This window comes from Serratia marcescens (assembly GCF_006715005.1).
In the GTDB taxonomy this organism is placed as follows: Bacteria; Pseudomonadota; Gammaproteobacteria; order Enterobacterales; family Enterobacteriaceae; genus Serratia; species Serratia montpellierensis.
Genome location: NZ_VFMJ01000001.1, coordinates 63,679 through 85,434, shown reverse-complemented (window position 1 = coordinate 85,434; position 21,756 = coordinate 63,679). Strand labels below are relative to the sequence as shown.

Genomic DNA, 21,756 nt, shown 5'->3' with positions numbered 1-21,756 from the left:
ATTACTCCTCCGCGATAAAGGTGATCTGGATTTGGTTGTCGACCACCCGGGTGGGATAGGTTTGCAGATCGCGGCCGCCCGGCTCGCGCAGGCACTGGCCGGTGCGCACGTCAAACAGCGCTTCGTGCAGTGGGCACTCAACCTTGCCGTCGTCTACAAACCCCTGGCTGAGCAAGGCATAAGCATGCGGGCAAACGTCTTCCAGCGCGTAGTAGTTACCGTCGAGCAGGTACACCCCGATCTCTTTTCCTTCCACTTTGCCGGAGAAAGGAAAATCTTCTTTCACCTGAGACACTTCGCACACATTCTTCCAGCTCATTGCTTTTATCCTCTATCTGATTGTTTCATATATGAAACTCAGTTTCTTATTTAATACAGCCACTATAAGTGTGGCGAAACTTTCGTCAAGCGAGCGGAGCGGCAAATGTTAATGAAAGGTTGTTTAAAAATGACAAATGCGGGAAGGATCACGAAATCATGCACCGATATGAAAAACCTATGTCAGTTGTGCGCTCTCCCGCTAATTTATGGCAAAAAATGCGTTGATTCCGACGACGCATTGCGCGTAAAAGTGTTTTCTCACTGTCTTTCACACCCTGTTTGATAACAATAAATTTACATCAATCGGCCTCATCCCCCGCGTTTGCGCGAAATGGCCTCCGCGGGTGAGTTTACTGCTGCCTGAATTCGTCAACCGCTCGCATTGAGGAACGCAACGTGCAACAACGTCAACGCTGGTTTGGGGTGATCGCCCTGCTGTTTCTGATCGTTATCGCCTATGCGGATCGGGTCAATATCGCCGTGATGTTGGTCAATCCCGACTTCTTGCAACACTTCCAGCTCGGCGGCGACCGCGCTCACCAGGGCACGCTGATGACGGTGTTTTTGCTCGGCTACGGCCTGTCTGCCATGTTGCTGACGCCGTTTCTGGAAACGCTGATGGGTTACCGCCGCGCGCTGACGCTGAGCGTGGTGCTGTGGGCGCTGCTCACCGCCGCCTCGCCGCTGGCGGGATCGCTGATGCTGCTGTGCGTGGTGCGCGCGCTGCTGGGCGTCAGTGAAGGGCCCCTGTTCTCGCTGAAGACCATGTACATCGGCGATCATTTCGCCGCCGACGAGCGCGGCAAACCCAACGCGGTCAGCACGCTGGGCGTCTCGTTGGGGCTGGTGATCGGGTTTCCGCTGGTGAGTTTTCTGATGGCGCACTTCGGTTGGGCAATGTCGTTTCACCTGCTGGCGCTGATCAACCTGCTGCTGGGCCTGGCGCTGGTGCGGCTGTTCGTTCATCCGCTCCCCGCACCCTCATCTTCACGCTCTGCCGATCCGCAACCCGGGCTGAGCCGCGTCTGGCATACCTTCGCACTGGCCTGGCGCACGCCGATGCTCGGCTGGATCCTGCTGATCGAGATCGCCACGCTCAGCTACCTGTGGGGCTCCAGCGCCTGGCTTCCGGCATATCTGACCGATGAAAAAGGTTTTTCCATCAAGCAGATGGGCTGGATGGCCTCGCTGCCGTTCATCGTCAGCATCGCCTCCAAATACCTCGGCGGCGTGCTGCTCGATCGCATTCGCCCTTATCAGGCGCCGCTGATCTTCGTTTGCGGCGGCGCGGCGACCGCACTGTGCATTTATGGCGTGATGAACAGCCATCAGCTTGGCTGGATCGCCTTCTTCCTGCTGGCGGCCAACGCCTGTTGGGGCGCACAGGGCGCGGCGATCCCCACTCTGCTGCAGCATTATGCGCGGCCGGAGGCGGTCGGCAGCGCCTATGGGCTGATCAACGGCATCGGCAATCTGTTCTCGGCGTTTGTGCCGATGGCGATGGGCATGGTGATGGCCAGCCAGGGCAAGGTGTCTTCAGGCTTTGCGGTGCTGATTGCCTCGCAGCTGCTGACGTTGCTGGCGGGCGGCGCACTGTTTGGCCGCATGTTGCTGGCGCGGCAGGTGAAGCGGGCATAAACCCGTTTCCCTGTCCCGTGCGGCGGAAAACCGACAGCGTTGAGAGGGTGCTCATGGATCTGGACGCCAACAATCAGCAGACGGGGGACATCCCCCGTCGCCGGGTTGCCTTACCGTTCGGATTCGTAAGCCAAAATGGCCGCAACCTCCGTGTTACCCGATCGGATCCGCAGCTCACACAGCGTGCTGCGAGTTATCCATGCCAGTGATATTACCGTGGCACAAATAACCACCAATTTTAACAGGCTCCGTTTGTTCGGCATCATGCCTTCTTCTCCTTGCCTCGCGGCGGGTAAGAGGCTAACTTAACGTTGCTGGCGTTAGAGTAGGCCTCGGGTTGATGGATATCGACTCGGGGCTTTTCTCTTTGTACCTTTCACGCAGGCTCCAGATACAAAGATCCAGAGCACCCGCGCGCAGTATATTCATCCTCTCCGTTGTCCCGGTTCCTTTTCTCCGACTCAGTTTCATTTCTGCGCAAAATTGCGCAAAGGCGTTGCAACAGACTGAAAATCACAGTGCGGATGGCGACAAATGAAATAAAAAAAGCGGCCCCCATACAATGGAAGCCGCTTTTTCAGCGAGGAGTGGTCTGGCGTCAGGCGTGTTTCTTGGCCGCCTGCAGGTACAGCATCTCCAGGCCCAGGGTCGCCGCGGCCAGCGCGGTGATCTCGGACTGGTCATAGGCCGGCGCCACTTCCACCACGTCCATGCCGACGATGTTCAGCGACTGCATGCCGCGTACCAGCTTCAGCGCGCGATCGGAAGTCAGGCCGCCGATCACCGGCGTGCCGGTGCCCGGTGCGAACGCCGGATCCAGGCAGTCGATGTCGAAGGTCAGGTACACCGGCATATCGCCGACGATGCCTTTGATCTGGGTCAGCAGGTCGTCCACGCTGCGATCGTTCACCTGCGCGGCGTCCAATACGGTAAAGCCGTTGTCATGATCGAACTCGGTACGAATACCGATCTGCACCGAGTGGTGCGGATCGATCAGGCCTTCATTCGGTGCATGGTAGAACATGGTGCCGTGGTCGAACTTGCTGCCGTTGGCGTAGGTATCGGTATGGGCGTCAAAGTGCACCAGCGCCAGCTTGCCGAAATGCTTGGCGTGCGCGCGCAGCAGCGGCAGGGTGACAAAGTGGTCGCCACCGAACGAGAGCATGCGCTTACCGGCCTTCAGCAGTTTCTCCGCGTGCGCCTGCAGCTTGTCGCTCATGTCCTGCGCATCGCCGAAGTCGAACACGATGTCGCCGCAGTCAACCACGTTCAGCCGATCGCGCAGATCGAAGCTCCACGGCCAACGGTTGCCTTCCCAGGCCAGGTTGGTGGACACCTGACGGATGGCCGCCGGGCCGTGACGGCCACCGGCGCGACCGGAGGTCGCCATGTCAAACGGAATGCCGGTGATGACCCACTCTGCATCGCTGTCGTAAGGCATGAAATTCAGCGGAAAGCGCAGGAAACCAAAGGCGTTGGACACTAATGAATTATCGGACTGATGGCCTAAGGTGCTCATAGTAAACCCTCGTAGTTCAACAAGTTGCCGGGCGCAGACGCCGAGCCGTTACAAAAAAAAATCCCTCCCGCGTCGTTAGCCCGACGAGAAAGGGATTGATACCCTGGATAATTGGAGTTGCATCAAGACGGCCAGGGCGGGAATCCCCAGGAGCTTACTCAAGTAAGTAACTGGGGTGAACGCACGCAGCCAACACAGAGGCAACTTCAAGTATGACGGGTAATTCGATGTTTGTTTCGGTGCTACCGATGCAGCAGATTATGGCCGCATTTTGTTCATGCTTCAAGGGGGCCGACATCGCCCCCCCTGAAGAGGGCGGTTACTCGTCTTCCAGATACGTGTAGCCGTACAGACCGGCCTCAAACTCTTCCAGGAACTGCGCCTGCAGCTCGCTGTCCAGATCGGTTTCTTTGACCTGATCGCGGAACTTGGACAGCAACGCGCTCGGATCGAGCTGCACGTACTCCAGCATGTCCGCCACGGTGTCACCCTCGTCGGACAGCTCGGTCTCGACGCTGCCGTCCGGGAACACGTAAACGTCAACCGAGGCGGTGTCGCCGAACAGGTTGTGCATGTTGCCGAGGATTTCCTGGTACGCACCGACCATGAAGAAGCCCAACGCCGGCGGATTCTCCGGATCGTACGGCGGCATCGGCATGGTGGTCGCCACGCCGTCGCCGTCAACGTAATGGTCGATGGTGCCATCGGAGTCGCAGGTGATGTCGAGCAGCACCGCGCGGCCTTCCGGCGGCTTATCCAGCCCTTCCAGCGGCAGCACCGGGAACAGCTGATCGATGCCCCAGGCATCCGGCATCGACTGGAACAGCGAGAAGTTGACGTAGAACTTGTCCGCCATGCGCTCTTGCAGTTCGTCGATGATAGGACGGTGCGCACGGTTGCTCGGATCGAGCTGCTGCTGGATCTTGTTGCAGATGTTCAGATACAGCTGCTCGGCCCAGGCGCGCTTGGTCAAGTCCAGCATGCCGTGCGCGTATTGGGTATGCACGTCGTGCAGATCCATCTGGCTGTCATGCAGCCATTCGCGCAGCGAGCGGCGGTTCTCCGGCTCGTTCATTTCCAGCCAGGTTTCCCACATGCTTTCCAGCGCGCGCGGCGCGTCGGCTTCCGGCGGCTGCGGTTCGCTGAACTCGTTGCGCTCGACGCCGATCACGTTGGAGACCAGCACCGTGTGGTGCGCGGTTACGGCGCGGCCGGACTCGGTGATCACCGTCGGGTGCGGCAGGCCGTGTTCGTTACAGGCGTCGCCGATGCCCCAAATCACGTTGTTGGCATATTCGTTCAGGCCGTAGTTCACCGAGCAATCGGACTGCGAGCGGGTGCCTTCGTAGTCGACGCCCAAGCCGCCGCCCACGTCGAAGCACTGAATGTTGACGCCCAGCTTGTGCAGCTCAACGTAGAAGCGCGCCGATTCGCGCACGCCGGTGGCGATGTCGCGAATGTTGGCCAGTTGCGAACCCAGGTGGAAGTGCAGCAGCTGCAGGCTGTCGAGGCGGCCCGCTTCACGCAGGGTTTCCACCAGCTTCAGCACCTGCACCGCCGCCAGGCCGAACTTGGATTTTTCGCCGCCGCTCGACTGCCATTTGCCGGAGCCTTGGGACGCCAGACGCGCACGCACGCCCAGGCGCGGTATGACGTTCAGCCGCTCGGCTTCTTCCAGCACCAGGTTGATCTCGGACATCTTCTCGATCACCAGGTACACCTTGTGCCCCAGCTTTTCCCCGATCAGCGCCAGGCGAATGTATTCACGATCTTTATAGCCGTTACAGACGATCACCGAACGGGTCATGCCGGCATGCGCCAGCACCGCCATCAGCTCAGCCTTGGAGCCGGCTTCCAGCCCCAGCGGTTCGCCGGAGTTCACCAGCGATTCAATCACGCGGCGGTGTTGGTTCACCTTGATCGGATACACCAGGAAATAACCGCCCTGGTAGCCGAAGGACTCACGCGCGCGTTTGAACGCGGCGTTGATAGAGCGCAGGCGATGCTGAAGGATCTGCGGGAAGCAGAACAGCGCCGGCAGACGTTGGCCGTCTTTCTGGCGCGTTTTCACCAGTTCTGCCAGATCGACGCGCGCCTGCGGGACATCCGGGTCCGGGCACACGCTGATATGGCCCAGCTCGTTGACGTCATAGTAATTGTTGCCCCAGTAGGCGACGTTATAAGTACGCAGCATCTTGCTGGCATTACGATCATTCATGGCAACCTCCTGCATGGAGCGCAAAGATAAAGACTCGCCCGCAACCGGCGGGCGGTGAATCAACAGATCATCAGACATGGTTCGCCTCACATTCCGCACTGACGAAACCGTCAGCCACTATCGCAGCTACAACCCGCGAGAACAACCCAACAAGCCGCGCCGGCGGCAGCGAAGAGAACTGCCGTTCGCGGTCAGCGATCGGTTTATCACTCATATAATTGTAAGACACCCTGTTCAAACCTCGTGAATCGGGCCAAGAAACATCCCACAGGAAGGCTGCAGGCTACCCTTGTTCAGTTCTTCAGACGACCGTTAGCCGGCCCGAGAATCCTGAGTAGCGGCCAAGTGTTTATCGCACCTGGTAAGTGACAGAGAGACAAGACGGGAAATAGCAGAAGAATGTGCGCCAGAACGGCACTGCTGTTGGGAACCAACAACCGGTAGACAACGGATCATTAATCCAACCACCTCCACGCGCGCCGTTCACAGTGAACGACCCAGCCTCTAAAATAGTGTAAGAACGTGACCGTTCGATGAAGCGGCGGCGCCACGGCGAACGCCCGCGACGGATAATAGCGCAACGCCGGCGAATGCAAAGCGGAAGTTTATCACATCTTCCCCAGCGCCAATCGCCGTACTGTGCAGCAAATGAACCGCGCGCGCAGTTTATACCGGTAAGAAGGTGAAAAAGCAAAATGAAAATTCGCCGAAAACTGTTTCAAGCGATGAAAATGGCGCCAACCCGTTTGCGTAAAAGAGCGAAAGCGCAAAAAATTACTGGCAATCTGGCTAAACCCTGACCTAAAATAGACGTCCAGATGTTAATCCATCTATACTGGTTAACTGATAAACTGCTTAACGGCTTTGCCTGAGGGGCGTTGCAGGATGCATCTCGCGCCATCAGCGGAAGACCCTTCGCTTTGATGCCGGATCTCCAGCGCTGTGCAGTAATTTCTAACCCGTCTTATGCAAGGTAAAGAACACAATGGCTAAACACCTCTTCACGTCCGAATCCGTCTCCGAAGGACATCCCGATAAAATCGCCGATCAGATCTCCGATGCCGTCCTCGACGCCATCCTGGAACAAGATCCGAAGGCGCGCGTCGCCTGCGAAACCTACGTGAAAACCGGCATGGTGCTGGTCGGCGGTGAAATCACCACCAGCGCCTGGGTCGATATCGAAGAGATCACCCGCAAGACCGTGCGCGAGATCGGCTACGTTCATTCGGACATGGGCTTTGACGCCAACTCCTGCGCAGTATTGAGCGCCATCGGTAAACAATCCCCGGACATCAATCAGGGCGTTGACCGTACCGATCCTCTCGAGCAGGGCGCCGGCGATCAGGGCTTGATGTTTGGCTACGCCACCAACGAAACCGACGTGCTGATGCCGGCCCCGGTGACCTACGCGCACCGTCTGGTGCAGCGCCAGTCCGAAGTGCGGAAAAACGGCACCCTGCCGTGGCTGCGTCCGGACGCGAAGAGCCAGGTGACCTTCCAGTACGACGACGGCAAAATCGTCGGCATCGACGCCGTGGTACTGTCCACCCAGCACTCAGAAGACATCTCGCTGAAAGATCTGCAAGAAGCGGTGATGGAAGAGATCATCAAACCGGTCCTGCCGGCGGAATGGCTGACGGCGGGCACCAAATACCACATCAACCCGACCGGCCGTTTCGTTATCGGCGGCCCGATGGGCGACTGCGGCCTGACCGGCCGTAAAATCATCGTCGACACCTACGGCGGCATGGCTCGCCACGGCGGCGGCGCCTTCTCCGGTAAGGATCCGTCCAAGGTTGACCGTTCCGCGGCTTACGCGGCGCGCTACGTGGCGAAAAACATCGTCGCCGCCGGCCTGGCCGATCGCTGCGAGATTCAGGTGTCTTACGCTATCGGCGTAGCGGAACCGACCTCCATCATGGTGGAAACCTTCGGTACCGAGAAAGTGCCAACCGAGCAGCTGACGCTACTGGTGCGCGAATTCTTCGATCTGCGCCCATATGGCCTGATCCAGATGATGGATCTGCTGCAACCGATCTACCGCGAAACTGCTGCCTACGGCCACTTCGGCCGCGAGCACTTCCCGTGGGAAGCGACCGACAAAGCCGCACTGCTGCGCGATGCCGCCGGCCTGAAATAAGCCCCGACATCAACATGAAAACGGCGAGCCTGGGCTCGCCGTTTTTTTTGAGCAGATGGGTGCTCCTGGATCAACGCATCGACTGCCGGCAAGCGGAGGCAAAGCCCCCGCCGCCGGGTTGCCTTACCGTTCGGATTCGTAAGCCAAAATGGCCGCAACCTCCGTAGTGCCCGATCGGATCCGCAGCTCACACAGCGTGCTGCGGGTTATCCATGCCAGTGATATTACCGTGGCACAAATAACCACCAATTTTAACAGGCTCCGTTTGTTCGGCATCATGCCTTCTTCTCCTTGCCTCGCGGCGGGTAAGAGGCTAACTTAACGTTGTCACGCGTTAGAGTAGGCCTCGGGTTGATGGATATCGACTCGGGGCTTTTCTCTTTATCTCTTTCGCACGGGCTCCAGAGACAAAGATCCAGAGCACCCGCCCGCAGTATATTCACTTCCCCCTCTCTTCCCGCGTTCCTTTTCACGTTAAATGTCTTTCTTGCGCAGCGGCACGCAACGCCTTGTAAGGCGTTGAAAAAAGGCCCAGCAACGCTGGGCCCTTGAGGGCAGAGAAAACAAGGTGAGAGCGAGGCTTACGACGTCTGCTTACGCAGCAGATAAACGAAGTACGGCGCACCGATAAAGGTCGCCAATAACCCGGCGGGGATCTGATACGGGAACAGCAGCATCCGCCCGCACCAGTCGGCAAACACCATCAGCAAGCCGCCCAGCAGCGCGGCGATCACCATCTGCGGCAGCGCGCGGCGGAAGCCCAGCATGCGCGCCATATGCGGCGCCATCAGCCCGACAAAGCTCAACGGCCCGACGGTCAGGGTCGCCATCGCGGTCAGCACGGCAGCCAATAAAAGAATGGCCAACCGCGCCGGCGTCAGCGCAATGCCCACCGAACGGGCGGTGGCGCCGCCGAGCGGCAGGATGGTCAACCAACGGCGGCACAGCGGCGCCAATACCATCAGGCCGGCGGCCACCAGCGCGGTACGCAGCGCCTGCGCCGGCTCCACCGAATAGGTCGAGCCGGAGAGCCAGGTCAGCAAGCCCCCCATACGCGGATCGCCGCTGGCCAACAGCAGGAAGATGACAGTGGTAAAGGCGGTGCTGAGCGCGATACCGGCGAGCAGCATACGTTCCGCCGAGAAACCGCCGCGGCCTGCGGCGATCATGATGATAAGCAGCGTCGCGGCCGCCCCCAGGCTGCCGGCGGGCAGCAGCCAAACGAAGGCGTCGCCCGGCACCATAAACAGCATCATCACGACGCCAAAAGCGGCGCCGGAACTAATGCCCAGCACTTCCGGGCTGGCCATCGGGTTGCCGGTCAATTTCTGGATCAGCGTGCCAGCGACCGCCAGCATCATGCCCGCCGCCAGCGCCGACAGCACCCGCGGCCAGCGCCACGGCAGCAAGGAGTCCAGTTCCGCGCCCAGGCTCCAGTGCCAGCCGCCGGCATTTTTGCCCAGCATCAGCGCCAGCGTCAGGCCGATCAGCAGTACGAGGCCCCCCACCAGGATCCAGGCAGGCAGATTCCCGCGTTCGGCAGGCACCTTGTCGCCGAGGTTCATCGGCGGCGGCGTGGCGGCGCTGCGCAAACGCGGCAGCAGCCACAGCAGCAGCGGAGCACCGAACAGCGCGGTGGCCGCGCCGGTCGGGATCTCGCGCCACACCTGCGTTACCCCGAGCATCACCTGATCGGTCAACCACAGCAACAGCGCCCCCAGCAACGGCGCCAACATCATGCGGTGCGCCAGGCGGCGCGCGCCCAACATCTTCGCCATCAGCGGTGCAAACAGGCCGATAAAGCCGATAACGCCCACCGCACTCACCAACATGGCGCTGAAGATAATGGCCAGCCCCAGGGTGCAGAAGCGCGCCATCGATAGCCCCAGCCCCAGGTTGCGCGCCACGCCGTCGTCCAGCCCCAGCAGCGTCAGCGGGCGCAGCAACAGCGCCGCCAGCGCGCCGGCCACCAGCAAACGCGGCAGAATGAACTGCACGGCGCTCCAGTCCTGTTGGTTCAACGCGCCAGTGCCCCACAGGAACATGCCCTGCAGCTGATCGTAATGAAACAGCGCCAACAGGCTGTTGACCGCGCCGCAGTACAGCCCCAGCACCAGCCCGGCCAGAATCAGCGTGACCGGCGACATCCGCTTGCCCCAGGCGACGCCGAACACCAGCCCGCCCACCACAATCGCGCCCACCATAGCGGCCAGTTGGCGAGTGAATTCGCCCCCCGGCAGCACCCACAGCGTGGCGATGGTCAGGCCGAGCTGGGCGCCGGCGGCAACGCCGAGCGTCGACGGCTCCGCCAACGGATTGCGCAGCACCTGCTGGAACAGGACGCCGACCAACCCCAGACCGGCGCCGGCCAACAGCGACACCGTCAACCGCGGCAGCAGGCTGTAATGGAACAGCATTTGCCGCACGTCGTCGATGTCCGGCGCGCTGAGCGCCCGCACCCATTGCGCCGGCGGCAGCTGCTGCGCCAGGTTGTATATCGTCAGGCCGCCTGCCGCCGCCAGCAACAGCAGGATCAGCGTCAGCGGTAATCTCCGGATGCCTGCATTCATGCCGCACTCTCCTGGGCCTGCGCCAACAGGCGGCAAAACCGCATCGTCGACAGCGTGGCGCCGTAGAACCACACCGCCGGCACCTGCCGCAGCTGGTTTTGCCGCACAAAGGGCAACGACTGCCACAGCGGCGTCGCGCTGACCTTGTCCATCATCGCCTGATTGCCGTGATCCAGATAAATGACCCGCGCGTTACGCACCGTAGCCAACCGTTCAATCCCCACCACCGCCGTGCCCCAAAAGTCGGTTTGCTCCTGCCAAGCATTGCGGATGCCCAGTTGGTCCATCGCTTCCTGGAACAGGCTTTTCTGGCCGATGATCAACGCATGGCGCGTGTCGATCAGCGAAAACAACAGCAGCGGTTGCCGGGTATAGCTTTGCAGGCGCTGACGCGCGTCCTGCATAAAGCCGTCGAACTGCGCCAGGTGGTTTACCGCCCGGCTTTCTATGCCCAACCGCTGGCCCAGCGCCAGCAGCGACTGGCGGGCGACGGTCAGCGGTTTGCCGCTGCCGTCGTTGAAGCCGAAGCTCATGGTTGGCGCGATGGGTTGGATTTTTCGCGGCGTCGGGCCATAGCCTTGCGACAGCAACACCAGCGAAGGCTGGAGCTGCTGCAGCAGTTCGAGGTTAGGTTCGGTGCGCTGACCGACGTCGACCACCGTCGCCGGCAGCTTCGGCTCCGCCACCCACAGGTTGTAGTTATGCACATCGGCCACCGCCAGCGGCGTCACGCCCAATGCCAGCAGCAGTTCGATCGGCAGCCATTCCAGCGCCGCAACGCGCGCGATATCCGGCGGCGCATCCGCCGCCCGGCCGGGCAACGAGCCCAACAGCGGTGACAGCGCCAGCGCCATCAACAAACGGCGGCGCAGCGGATCGTGAGAAGAAGTGAATGCAGAAGACATCAGTAGACAAAACTCACCGGCGCGCCGCCGCTCGGGTGCGGCAACGTGCCCATAGGAATACCGTAAATTTGCTCCAGCACCGGCCCCTGCATCAGTTCCAGCGGGCCGCCCTGAGCGATCATTTCACCGCCGCGCAGCGCCACCAGATGATCGCAGTAGCGCGCCGCCATGTTGATGTCGTGCAGCACGGCGATCACCGTGAGATCGCGTTCGCGGCTCAAGCGCTGAATGAGCGCCAGCACCTCGACCTGGTGCGCGATGTCCAGCGCCGACGTCGGTTCGTCGAGCAGCAGGCAGCGGCTGTCCTGCGCCACCATCATCGCCAGCCAGGCGCGTTGGCGCTCGCCGCCGGACAGGCTGTCCACCAGGCGGTTGGCGAACGGCTTCAGCCCCACCAGTGAAATGGCCTCTTCAACCAACTGGCGATCGTTGGCGCCAAAACGCCCCAGCGCGCCGTGCCACGGATAGCGGCCGACGGCCACCAGCTCACGCACCGTCATGCCTTCCGCCGCCGGCAACTGCTGCGGCAGGTAGGCCACCTGGCGGGCGAAGGATTTGCTGTCCCACTGCGCCAACGGCTGCCGATTGAGCAAGACCTGGCCGCCGCTGGGCGCATGGTGCCGCCCGAGCAGTTTCAACAGCGTGGATTTACCGGAACCGTTGTGACCGATCAGGCCGCAGACGTTGCCCTGGGGAAAACTGAGCGACAGCGGTTGCAGCAGCACCCGACCGGGGACGGCGAAGCTGGCGTTATCCAGCGCGAAGGCCGCGCCGGGATTAAGAAGTTTGTCCTGCATAGATCCTGCTTTGTCCGGGGCGACGCGGCGCCGCCCCGGCTATCCGGTTAGAAACGGAAGGTTGCGGTGGCGACCACCTGGCGTTCTGCGCCCCAGTAGCAGGCGTAGTCGCGGTAGCAGCTCGACACGTAGGTCTTGTCGAACAGGTTGTTGATGTTGACGCCCACGGACGAGCCCGGCAGGCCAAAGCGCGCCAGATCGTATTTAATGGTGGCGTCCACCAGCGTGTAGTCTGGCACCTTGAAGGTGGTGTTATCGCTGTTGAAGCTCGAGCTGGAGCCAACGTAACGCACCCCGGAACCCAGCGTCAAACCGCTCACCGCCGTTTCGTGGAAGGTATAATCCGCCCACAGCGACGCCATGTGTTTCGGCACTTCGACGGTCGGTTTGCCCTGATAGGTATTGTCCTTGGTGTATTTCGCATCGGTATAGGTATAGGAGGCGATCAGGTTGACGTTGGCATTCAACGCCGCCTTGGCTTCCAGCTCCACGCCGCGCGAACGGATCTCGCCGCTCTGCACGCTGAACTGCGCGTTATCCGGATCCGGCGTCAGGTTGTTGTTCTTGGTCAGCTGATACAGGGCACCGGTCAGCACGATCGGACGATCCTTCGGCACGTATTTCACGCCGGCTTCATACTGCTTGCCGATCGACGGCTTGAATGTGCTGCCCCCTTGCGTCGTGCCCAGATTCGGTTCAAACGATTCGCTGTAGCTGAAATACGGCGTCACGCCGTTGTCGAACAGGTAGTTGAGGCCGCCGCGCCAGGTGAACTGGCGATCGGTCTGCTGGCTCGTCGAACTCGTATCGCGGTTATAAGCGGAAGTCTTCGCCCAGTCATAGCGCCCGCCCAGCGTCAATAGCCACTGGTTCCACTCCCCTTGCTCCTGCACATACAGGCCGGTTTGCTCCTGACGGTTCAGGTAATGGTAAGGGAAGTTGATATTGACCGCGTCATTCCCGTATTGCGGATTGGTCATGCTCAGACCGTCCGCAGAGCCAAATGCGGCATTGATATCGTTACGCATGCGCATGTAGTCCACGCCGAACAACAGCGTGTGGTCGATATCGCCGGTTTTCACCTTCGCCTGCGCCTGGGTATCCACAGAGAAATTGTTCAGGTGTTCTTTCGACTGGACATAGGCGCGATTAATCGTCGTCGGCGTCGCCGCAGAAACGCCGCTGCCATAGATGCTCTTCATGTCGGTTTCCAGCTGCATATAGCGCAGATTCTGGCGCACCGCCCAGGTATCGTTGAAGGCATGTTCGAAGCTGTAGCCGATCATCCGCTGTTTGCGGGAGGTGTAGTTGCTGGCTTCGCCTTCGTTGAAATCGGTCGGCAGCTTACCGCCGTTCGGCAGCGGGATCAGCGTGCCCTGCTTCGGCAGCCAGCCGTAATAACCGGTATAAGGATCGTTTTGAATGTTGGCCAACAGCGTGAAGTTGGTTTTGTCATCCGGACGCCAGCTAAAGGACGGTGCGATCGCATAGCGCTTCTCTTTGCTCATGTTCTGCTGCGAATCGCTGTCTTTCGCCAGGCCGGTCAGGCGGTAAGAATAGATACCCTGATCGTCCAGCGCGTCGCTGAAATCGAAACCGGTCTGGAACAGGTTATCGGTGCCCATTTTGAACTGAATTTCGCGCAGCGGCTCGGTGGTTGGCCGTTTGCTGACCATCGCGACCAGGCCGCCGGGGTTGCTTTTGCCGTACAGCACCGAGACCGGGCCGCGCAGTAGCTCGGCGCGCTCAAGGAAGTAAGGATCGATGGACGCTTCGCTGTAGTTGTCGCCCAGCAACCGCAGGCCATCCAGATACTGGGTGGTGTTGGTGGCCGGGAAGCCGCGGATCGCCACCGCATCATAGGTCGTGGAGCTGCCGCGGCTGGCGAATACGCCCGGCGCATAGGCCAGAGCGCCCTTCACCGTATCCGGCTGACGCATGTCCATCTCTTCACGCGTTACTACGGAAACGGACTGCGGGTTCTTTTCGATCGGCGTATCGGTTTTGGTGCCGGTGGCGCTGCGCTTGGCGACATAGGTGCCGACCGGCCCCCAGGCGCTTTCCTGCTGGGCGGTATTGCTACCGCCCACAACGGTAATCGTGTCTTCCTTGGCGGCCGGCTTGGCGTCGGCGGAAAAAGCCGGCATCGCCAGCGTGCCCAACGCCGCAGCGACGGTGATGGCTAACGCGCTGACGGGGGTACGGCCCTGCTTGGCCGCGGATGATGAAAGACGCTTGGTCGGCATAGTTGATTTCTCTGATGAATTATTAAATGACGAATGTAAACGATAATAATTATTATAAGCGTCGCATTTTATGCAGAAGCCAAATTAAACTGCAAGCCGAATTCATAGGGCAAATAGGTTAAGGATTAGGCGCTTAGCCATGCGGTTAACAGGGAAATAAAACGAGCGGAAAAACAAAAAAGCCCGCAACCAAGGTTACGGGCTTAATAACAAAGAAAAAATTTTCACCGGGGCCGACGCCCCGGTAGCGATTACTGGCCGAACATATCCTTGATCCAGCCGGCGACGCCATCGCCATCTTTTTGCTCACCCGCCGCCGGTTGCTGCTGTTGCTGCACCGCCGCCTGGCTGGCCTGGCACAATCCCTGCGGATTGTCGGTCCAGACCGGGATGGTGCGCCAGCTGCCGCCGCCGCAAATAAAGTTGCCGGCAGAGTCGATGCTCATCTGGTTAATGCCTTCCGGCGGCTGCAGCATCAGCGGCAGCGGCGTCTGGTTTTCCAGATAGCGACGATAGAGGGTCAACGCACCGTTGGCGCCGGTCAGCTTGGCCGGGCCGTTGTTGTCGCGCCCCACCCAGGCGATCGCCACTTCCTTGCCGTCGATGCCGGCGAACCAGCTGTCGCGCAGATCGTTGGTGGTACCGGTTTTCGCCGCCAGGTTATAGTTCGGGAACTTCACCGACAGCGAGCGGGAAGTCCCGCGCGCCACGCCCTGCTGCATCGCGTACAACGTCAGGTAAGCGGCCTGCGCCGGCACCATGCGTTCCGCCTGAGGGAAGCTCTGGTACAGCACCGTGCCGTCTTCGGCGATCACCGAACGCACCGCCGACAGCGGCGCACGGTTACCGCCGCTGGCGATGGTCTGGTACTCCTGAGCGACTTCCATCGGCGTCAGGCCGATCGCCCCCAGCAGCATCGACGGCACCGGGTTGATCTCCGCTTTCGGGATCCCCAGGCGTTGCAGCGTAGCGCTGATCTGATCCAGCCCGACCGACAGGCCTAGGTTCACCGTCGGCACGTTCAGCGAGTTGGCCAACGCATCCACCAGCATCACCTGACCGCGGAATTTACGGTCATAGTTGTTCGGCTGCCAGACGGCGCCGTTTGGCTGTTTCAGCGACAGCGGCGCATCCGCCAGCCAGGTGTTGAGGCGGTATTTATCCGGTTCGGACAGCGCGGTCAGGTACGTCGGCGGCTTGGCCAGCGAGCCGACCAGGCGGCGCGCCTGCATGGCGCGGTTGAAGCCGGCGAACTGCGGGTTGGCGCCGCCGACCATGGCGCGCACTTCACCGCTGAAGCGATCGACGATCACCATTGCCGCTTCCAGATCCTGCAGGTGGCGCGCAGCGCGCAGCGCCGGGATGCCGTCTTCGACCGCTTTTTCCGCCGCGTCTTGCGACACCGGATCCAGCGTGGTGAAGATCTTCACGCCGGACAGGTCATTGACCTTATCGCCCAGCTTGGTTTGCAGTTCCTGACGCACCATCTGCATAAACGCCGGCTGTGGCGTAATGACGCCGCCTTTCGGCTGCACGCCCAGCGGACGCGCGCTCAGCATGTCATACAGCTCGCCGTCGATCACGCCCTGGTTCTGCAGCAGTTTGAGCACCAGGTTGCGGCGTTCCAGCGCCAGTTTCGGGTTGCGCCACGGGTTATACAGCGACGCGCCCTTGACCATGCCGACCAGCAACGCCTGCTGATCGAGGCTCAGCTCGTCCACCGGACGGCCGAAGTAATACAGGCTGGCCAACGGGAAACCGCGGATCTGGTCGCTGCCGCTCTGGCCGAGGTACACCTCGTTCAGATACAGCTCCAGGATGCGGTCTTTGCTGTAACGGTAATCCACCAACAGCGCCATATAGGCTTCGTTGGCCTTACGCCACAGCGAACGTTCGTTGGTCAGGAACAGGTTCTTCACCAGCTGCTGCGTCAGGGTACTGCCGCCCTGCACCGCACGACCGGCGGTCAGGTTGGCCAGCACCGCGCGGCCGATGGAGTACGGGCTGATGCCGTCATGCTCATAGAAATGGCGGTCTTCCGTGGCGATCAGCGTGTCTACCAACAGATCCGGGAAACCGGAACGCGGCACGAACAGGCGCTGTTCACCGTTAGGCGACTGCAGCATGGTGATAAGACGCGGATCGAGGCGGAAGAAGCCGAAGCTGCGGCCGCTGTCCAGATTTTCGATCTTCGCCAGGCGGTTGTTCTGGAAGTCGAGACGGGCGCGGATCTGCCCTTCTTTACCATCCGGGAAGTCGAACGGGCGGCGCAGCATTTCGATGCTGTTGGCCTGCACGGTAAACTCGCCCGGGCGCGTCATGCGGCTGACCTGACGGTACTGCATGCCCTCCAGCAGGTTGACCATCTCCTTCTTGCTGTACGGCATGCCCGGTTCCAGGTTGACCATGCGGCCGTACACCGCCGCCGGCAGCTGCCAGACTTTACCGTCGATGCGGCTGCGGATCTGCGAGTCCAGGTAGACGCCATAGATCGCCAACAGGACGGCGATCACCAGGATCAGTTTGATAAACAGGCCAAGCCAACGGCGTTTTTTACGCGGCGGAGTCGCTTTTACCTTACGCGGCATGCGTTCCTCCTCCTCTTCATACTCATCATCGTCATACTCGTCTTCTTCGTAATCGTCATAATCGTCGTCTCGGCGACGGCGCGGCGGCTTGCGCGACGCAGTGCTTTTTGGTTGTTTTCCTTTGCGCCCGATGGGCTCGCGGTCATCCCCAGCCATGGCTGTTGTTCTCCGAGCTTGCCGACACTGCCGGCCATGATTAGTCGCTTAATCTGTGCCTACGCCGCAGCGCTGACCAGAAGAAACATCTGAATTCCAAACCTTAAATGATCGCGACCTACTGATATTTCTTCGTTCGGCGCGTCGGTACCGCCGTGGCCGGATCGTCCGGCCAAACGTGTTTCGGGTAGCGGCCCTTCATCTCTTTTTGCACCTCGCGATAGGCGCCTTGCCAGAAGGCCGCCAGATCGCCGGTGATTTGCAACGGCCGGTGCGCCGGTGAGAGTAACTCAAGCACCACCGGGATGCGACCCTCCGCCAACATCGGGCTGCGCTGCTCGCCGAACACCTCCTGCAAACGCACCGCCAGCGCCGGCGGTTTGCCGGCCTCATAACGGATCGGCAGGCGGCTGCCGGTCGGCACAGTGTAATGAGTGGGTAGCGCATTATCCAGCCGCTGCTTTTGCTGCCAGTCCAGCAGACGGGACAGCGCTTCGGCGATGTTGACCTGCTTCAAGCCGCGCAGATCGCGCACGCCGTTCAGCGACGGCAACAGCCACTGCTCCAGCGCCGCCAGCAGCGGCTCTTCATCCATCGCCGGCCACTCCGCTTCCGGCAGCCAGGCTTGCGCGCACTGCAGGCGCACCCGCAATTGTTCAGCGGCGCCCTCCCAGTTGAGCACCGCCAGCCCCTGCGCACGCACCCAGTCGAGCAGCGCTTGCTGCAGCTCTTCGTCCGCCGGTTTTGCCAGCGGCTGAGCGCGCAGCGTCAGACGACCGATCTGCTGGCGCTTCCAGGCGCGCAACGTGCCCTTATCTTCATCCCATTCCACTGCCGTGCGCTGCATGACAATCGCCGGCAGCTGCGCCGCCAGGGCTTCGATGTCCACCGGCAGCGCCAGCAGGATACGCGCATCGGGGCTGTTGTGGCCCTGCAACAGGCTGGGAACGATAAGCCAGGGGGCGCGCGACAGCGCCTCGTCCTGGTTCATCGCCGCCCCCAGGCCGTTGGCCAGCAGGTAGCGGCCGTCCTGGCCACGGCGCTGGGCGATACGATCGGTAAACGCCTGCGCCAACAGACGCGGCGCCAGATCGGCGTCGATTTGCCCCGCACGTTGCGGCAGGCGTTTGGCCAACTGTGCGGCGCGCTGCCGCCAGTTCGGTTGCGGGCGGCTCAGCCAATAACCGATATCCATCTGCCCGCCGCGCGGCGGTTCTTCCAGCAACGCCGCCAACAACGCCGCCGTCGCCAGGCCGTCGGCGCCCAGTGCCGCGCCGGCGACCAGCATCGCCGCCAGTCGCGGCTCGCACCCCAGCGCGGCCATCTGGCGCCCCGGCGCGGTAAGTTTGCCGCCGTCATCCGTGGCTCCCAGCCGGTGCAACAGCGCCCTGGCCGCTGCCAATGCCGCCGCCGAAGGCGCATCAAGCCAGGTCAGCTGCGCCGGATCATGGCACCCCCACTGCAGCAATTCGAGCCAGAAGCCGGTGAGATCGCTCTGTAAAATGTCCGGTTCGGCATGTTCCGCCGCGCGCTCCGCCTGTTCTTTGGCGAACAGATGCCAGCAAATGCCCGGCTCCAGGCGCCCGGCGCGCCCGGCACGCTGCACCATCGAGGCTTGACTGATGCGCTGCGTCGCTAGCCGTGTTAAGCCGTTGCGTACGTCGTAACGCGCCACGCGCTCCAGGCCGCTGTCCACCACCAGCCGAATGCCCTCGATCGTCAGGCTGGTTTCGGCGATGTTGGTCGCCAGCACCACCTTGCGGCGGCCAGGCGCCGCCGGCTGAATCGCTTTTTGCTGTTGCGCCAGAGGCAGGGCGCCATACAGCGGGCAAAGATCGGTATCGCTCGCCACCTCGCCGGTCAATCGCTCCAGCACCCGATTGATCTCCGCCACGCCCGGCAGGAACAGCAGCAAAGACCCCGGCTGTTCGGCCAGCAACCGCTTCACCGCCGCCGCTACGCCGTCCTCCAGCCGCTGATGGTTGGCCAACGGCTGATACAGACGCTCAACCGGGAAGCTACGCCCCTCGGACACCACCACCGGCGCTTCCGGCAGCAGCTGCGACAGGCGAGCGTTGTCCAGGGTGGCCGACATGATCAGCAGTTTCAGATCGTCGCGCAGCCCTTGCTGCACGTCGAGCAGCAGCGCCAGCGCCAGATCGGCCTGCAGGCTGCGTTCGTGGAATTCATCGAGGATCACCAGCGACACGCCCTGCAGCTCGGCATCCTGCTGCAGCATGCGGGTGAGAATGCCTTCCGTCACCACTTCCAGCCGGGTCTGCGGCCCGCTTTTACTTTCGGCGCGCATGCGGTAGCCCACGGTCTGGCCGGGCTCCTCCCCCAGTTGCTGCGCCAGGCGATAGGCGACGTTTTTCGCCGCCAGCCGCCGCGGCTCGAGCATGATAATGCGCCCCGGCAACCCGGCCTTAGCCAGGATCTGCAGCGGCAGCCAGGTGGATTTACCGGCGCCGGTCGGGGCGTGCAACAGCACCTGAGGAGCGGACTGCAACGCAGCCAGCAACTCATCAAGCACCGCGCTGACGGGCAATGAAGACACTGAACTCTCCGTGGTGGTTAACGTTAAACGGCGTACAGTGTAGCATTAGCTTTGCCCCCGTAGCCTTTCAAACTGCGGCGGCGTTAGCTATAGTACGGAGCTCGTCCATGCGTCCCGCTTCGCGCGCGACCGCTGCAAACCGTATCCAGGTCTGTCCCGACGGATTTGTCATTATTTACCGAGCCCCCATGTCCAATTCGCGCCGCCTGTTTTTCGCCCTGTCCTTGCCTGATGCCCTGCAACAGCAGGTGATCCGCTGGCGCGCCGAGGCGTTTACGCCAGAGGCCGGCCGACCGGTGGCGGCGGCCAATTTGCACCTGACGCTGGCGTTTCTCGGCGAGGTCACCGCGCAGAAAGAGCTGGCGCTGCGCAAACTGGCCGGCCGCATCGTTCAACCCGGCTTCAGCATGCGGCTCGACGATCTCGGCCATTGGCCGCGCCCCGGCGTGGTCTGGCTCGGTACCCGCCGCGCGCCGCGCGGGCTTCTGCAGCTGGCCGAGCTGCTGCGTTCGCAGGCCGCCCGCAACGGCTGCCATCAAAGCGCGCTGCCGTTCCATCCGCACATCACGCTGTTGCGCGCCGCCACCCAGCCGGTGGCCATCCCGCCGGCGACGCCGGGCTGGGCGTTCAGCGCCGACGCCTTTTCCTTATATGAGTCGGTGTTCGAAAACGGCCGCACCCGCTATCAACACCTCGAACAGTGGCCGCTGGCCAAGCAGGCATCCGCATGATTTTCTCTCCACCGCTGCGTTCCGCCACGCTGATCAAACGTTACAAGCGCTTTCTGGCGGACGTGATCACCCCGGAAGGGGAAACCTTTACGCTGCACTGCGCCAATACCGGCGCCATGACCGGCTGCGCCACGCCCGGCGATACCGTTTGGTACTCCACTTCGGATAATCCCAAGCGCAAATACGCCCACAGCTGGGAGTTGACCCATACCCAACAGGGGCACTGGATCTGCGTCAATACCCTGCGTGCCAACGCGCTGGTGCGCGAGGCAATCGAACACAATTTAATCAATGAATTATCCGGTTACAGTAAAATCAGCGGCGAAGTGAAATACGGTGGTGAAAACAGCCGTATCGATTTGTTATTACAGGCAGAAAATCGGGTTAACTGCTATATTGAAGTTAAGTCAGTCACATTACTGCAACAACAACGTGGTTACTTTCCTGATGCGGTAACGCTCAGAGGGCAAAAGCACCTGCGTGAGTTGCTCAGCGTGGTTGAAAGCGGGCAACGGGCGGTGTTGTTCTTTGCCGTGTTACACAGCGGTATTGAGCAGGTCGCACCGGCACATCATATAGATGAGCGCTATGCGGCGCTGTTGGCACAGGTCCGGCAGTTGGGAGTGGAAGTGGTTTGTTACGGGGCAAAGTTATCACCTGACGGTATTTATCTCTGCGATAAGCTGCCGTTTTTTATCGATTAGCGCAGTCGGTCCCTATAAATAGACAACCGACCAGCACGATCGCCAAATACGCCCTCCTTCACACGATTGTCAAGCGGGCGACAGGAATAATTGCCAACCTACCTTCCTTCTGTTATTTATAGCGGCCTGTTTTTCCCCCGCATTGGGGATTCGATAGTGCGTGTGTATGTAGGAGAAGCAACATGCAAGAAGGGCAAAACCGTAAAACCTCGTCCTTGAGCATTCTCGCCATCGCTGGGGTGGAGCCGTACCAAGAGAAGCCGGGCGAAGAGTACATGAACGACGCCCAGTTGTCGCATTTCAAGCGCATTCTTGAAGCGTGGCGCAACCAGCTCAGGGACGAAGTGGACCGTACTGTATCGCATATGCAAGAAGAGGCAGCCAACTTCCCTGATCCGGCCGACCGTGCTACCCAGGAAGAAGAGTTCAGCCTTGAACTGCGTAACCGTGAACGCAAACTGATCAAAAAGATCGAGAAAACGCTGAAGAAAGTGGAAGACGATGATTTCGGCTACTGCGAATCTTGTGGCGTGGAGATCGGCATTCGTCGCCTCGAAGCGCGTCCGACCGCCGATCTGTGCATCGACTGCAAGACGCTGGCTGAGATCCGCGAAAAGCAGATGGCCGGCTAATACCGTTGTTACCGCTGCGGCGTGCGCACCTGCG

General features: G+C 61.0%; 17 protein-coding genes. 5 read left to right on the top strand and 12 right to left on the bottom strand.

The features are described from left to right. Position 1: 1 nt before the first annotated feature. The gene (locus FHU12_RS00400) at positions 2–319 is read right to left on the bottom strand and encodes a non-heme iron oxygenase ferredoxin subunit (protein WP_004937614.1); all 318 of its coding nucleotides are present in this window, start codon (positions 317–319) and stop codon (positions 2–4) included. 398 nt (positions 320–717) lie between these two features. Between FHU12_RS00400 and FHU12_RS00395 the strand changes: the two genes are divergently transcribed. Continuing rightward, positions 718–1,959 carry an MFS transporter gene (locus tag FHU12_RS00395; protein WP_141966703.1) on the top strand — a complete coding sequence of 414 codons (1,242 nt, stop codon included), beginning with the start codon at positions 718–720 and terminating at the stop codon, positions 1,957–1,959. A gap of 110 nt (positions 1,960–2,069) precedes the next feature. Here the strand turns inward: FHU12_RS00395 and FHU12_RS00390 are convergent, their stop codons facing one another. From FHU12_RS00390 to yqgG, 4 genes are all read right to left on the bottom strand, one after another. After that, positions 2,070–2,222: a Hok/Gef family protein gene (locus FHU12_RS00390; protein WP_033638576.1), complete on the bottom strand. Its 153-nt coding sequence runs from the start codon at positions 2,220–2,222 to the stop codon at positions 2,070–2,072. A 335-nt stretch (positions 2,223–2,557) separates the two neighbouring features. Further along, entirely contained in the window at positions 2,558–3,478 is a 921-nt protein-coding gene (gene speB / locus FHU12_RS00385) for an agmatinase (RefSeq protein ID WP_141966700.1), read from the bottom strand. A 319-nt stretch (positions 3,479–3,797) separates the two neighbouring features. Further along, the gene (gene speA / locus FHU12_RS00380) at positions 3,798–5,774 is read right to left on the bottom strand and encodes a biosynthetic arginine decarboxylase (protein WP_028127388.1); all 1,977 of its coding nucleotides are present in this window, start codon (positions 5,772–5,774) and stop codon (positions 3,798–3,800) included. Positions 5,775–6,008: 234 nt separating this feature from the next. Then, a complete protein-coding gene (yqgG, locus tag FHU12_RS27620; RefSeq protein WP_464017219.1) occupies positions 6,009–6,152 on the bottom strand; it encodes a small protein YqgG in 144 nt (47 codons plus the stop codon). A gap of 529 nt (positions 6,153–6,681) precedes the next feature. Between yqgG and metK the strand changes: the two genes are divergently transcribed. Further along, positions 6,682–7,836, top strand: coding sequence for a methionine adenosyltransferase (gene metK, locus FHU12_RS00370; protein ID WP_016926681.1), 1,155 nt, complete (start codon positions 6,682–6,684; stop codon positions 7,834–7,836). A 123-nt stretch (positions 7,837–7,959) separates the two neighbouring features. Here metK and FHU12_RS00365 read toward each other — a convergent pair whose 3' ends face one another. The 7 genes from FHU12_RS00365 to hrpB all read right to left on the bottom strand — a co-directional run bounded on the left by FHU12_RS00365 (position 7,960) and on the right by hrpB (position 19,655). Continuing rightward, positions 7,960–8,112, bottom strand: a complete 153-nt coding sequence (locus FHU12_RS00365; protein WP_004937610.1) for a Hok/Gef family protein — start codon at positions 8,110–8,112, stop codon at positions 7,960–7,962. 305 nt (positions 8,113–8,417) lie between these two features. After that, a complete protein-coding gene (gene fhuB, locus FHU12_RS00360; protein WP_141966698.1) occupies positions 8,418–10,406 on the bottom strand; it encodes a Fe(3+)-hydroxamate ABC transporter permease FhuB in 1,989 nt (662 codons plus the stop codon). After that, a complete protein-coding gene (gene fhuD, locus FHU12_RS00355) occupies positions 10,403–11,311 on the bottom strand; it encodes a Fe(3+)-hydroxamate ABC transporter substrate-binding protein FhuD (protein ID WP_038872395.1) in 909 nt (302 codons plus the stop codon). The genes fhuB and fhuD overlap by 4 nt, the downstream gene beginning before the upstream one ends. Beyond that, positions 11,311–12,108: a Fe3+-hydroxamate ABC transporter ATP-binding protein FhuC gene (gene fhuC / locus FHU12_RS00350; protein WP_141966696.1), complete on the bottom strand. Its 798-nt coding sequence runs from the start codon at positions 12,106–12,108 to the stop codon at positions 11,311–11,313. The genes fhuD and fhuC overlap by 1 nt, the downstream gene beginning before the upstream one ends. A gap of 47 nt (positions 12,109–12,155) precedes the next feature. Further along, positions 12,156–14,354, bottom strand: a complete 2,199-nt coding sequence (gene fhuA / locus FHU12_RS00345) for a ferrichrome porin FhuA (protein ID WP_141966694.1) — start codon at positions 14,352–14,354, stop codon at positions 12,156–12,158. A 251-nt stretch (positions 14,355–14,605) separates the two neighbouring features. After that, positions 14,606–17,098, bottom strand: a complete 2,493-nt coding sequence (mrcB, locus tag FHU12_RS00340; protein ID WP_025304218.1) for a bifunctional glycosyl transferase/transpeptidase — start codon at positions 17,096–17,098, stop codon at positions 14,606–14,608. A gap of 118 nt (positions 17,099–17,216) precedes the next feature. Then, positions 17,217–19,655, bottom strand: a complete 2,439-nt coding sequence (hrpB, locus tag FHU12_RS00335) for an ATP-dependent helicase HrpB (RefSeq protein WP_185742257.1) — start codon at positions 19,653–19,655, stop codon at positions 17,217–17,219. A 188-nt stretch (positions 19,656–19,843) separates the two neighbouring features. Between hrpB and thpR the strand changes: the two genes are divergently transcribed. The 3 genes from thpR to dksA all read left to right on the top strand — a co-directional run bounded on the left by thpR (position 19,844) and on the right by dksA (position 21,722). Beyond that, a complete protein-coding gene (gene thpR, locus FHU12_RS00330; protein WP_141960238.1) occupies positions 19,844–20,386 on the top strand; it encodes an RNA 2',3'-cyclic phosphodiesterase in 543 nt (180 codons plus the stop codon). Further along, on the top strand, positions 20,383–21,090 hold the full coding sequence (sfsA, locus tag FHU12_RS00325) for a DNA/RNA nuclease SfsA (RefSeq protein ID WP_004937572.1): 708 nt from the start codon (positions 20,383–20,385) through the stop codon (positions 21,088–21,090). Before thpR ends, sfsA begins: the two co-directional genes overlap by 4 nt. 182 nt (positions 21,091–21,272) lie before the next feature. Then, entirely contained in the window at positions 21,273–21,722 is a 450-nt protein-coding gene (gene dksA, locus FHU12_RS00320) for an RNA polymerase-binding protein DksA (RefSeq protein ID WP_141966692.1), read from the top strand. Positions 21,723–21,756: the final 34 nt, after the last annotated feature.

Excerpts from the sequence above, each read along its gene's own strand:
- FHU12_RS00400 (WP_004937614.1), bottom strand. The coding sequence starts at position 319 with ATGAGCTGGAAGAATGTGTGCGAAGTGTCTCAGGTGAAAGAAGATTTT.
- FHU12_RS00390 (WP_033638576.1), bottom strand. The coding sequence starts at position 2,222 with ATGCCGAACAAACGGAGCCTGTTAAAATTGGTGGTTATTTGTGCCACG.
- speB (WP_141966700.1), bottom strand. The coding sequence starts at position 3,478 with ATGAGCACCTTAGGCCATCAGTCCGATAATTCATTAGTGTCCAACGCC.
- speA (WP_028127388.1), bottom strand. The coding sequence starts at position 5,774 with ATGTCTGATGATCTGTTGATTCACCGCCCGCCGGTTGCGGGCGAGTCT.
- yqgG (WP_464017219.1), bottom strand. The coding sequence starts at position 6,152 with ATGATCCGTTGTCTACCGGTTGTTGGTTCCCAACAGCAGTGCCGTTCT.
- metK (WP_016926681.1), top strand. The coding sequence starts at position 6,682 with ATGGCTAAACACCTCTTCACGTCCGAATCCGTCTCCGAAGGACATCCC.
- FHU12_RS00365 (WP_004937610.1), bottom strand. The coding sequence starts at position 8,112 with ATGCCGAACAAACGGAGCCTGTTAAAATTGGTGGTTATTTGTGCCACG.
- fhuB (WP_141966698.1), bottom strand. The coding sequence starts at position 10,406 with ATGAATGCAGGCATCCGGAGATTACCGCTGACGCTGATCCTGCTGTTG.
- fhuD (WP_038872395.1), bottom strand. The coding sequence starts at position 11,311 with ATGTCTTCTGCATTCACTTCTTCTCACGATCCGCTGCGCCGCCGTTTG.
- fhuC (WP_141966696.1), bottom strand. The coding sequence starts at position 12,108 with ATGCAGGACAAACTTCTTAATCCCGGCGCGGCCTTCGCGCTGGATAAC.
- fhuA (WP_141966694.1), bottom strand. The coding sequence starts at position 14,354 with ATGCCGACCAAGCGTCTTTCATCATCCGCGGCCAAGCAGGGCCGTACC.
- mrcB (WP_025304218.1), bottom strand. The coding sequence starts at position 17,098 with ATGGCTGGGGATGACCGCGAGCCCATCGGGCGCAAAGGAAAACAACCA.
- thpR (WP_141960238.1), top strand. The coding sequence starts at position 19,844 with ATGTCCAATTCGCGCCGCCTGTTTTTCGCCCTGTCCTTGCCTGATGCC.
- sfsA (WP_004937572.1), top strand. The coding sequence starts at position 20,383 with ATGATTTTCTCTCCACCGCTGCGTTCCGCCACGCTGATCAAACGTTAC.
- dksA (WP_141966692.1), top strand. The coding sequence starts at position 21,273 with ATGCAAGAAGGGCAAAACCGTAAAACCTCGTCCTTGAGCATTCTCGCC.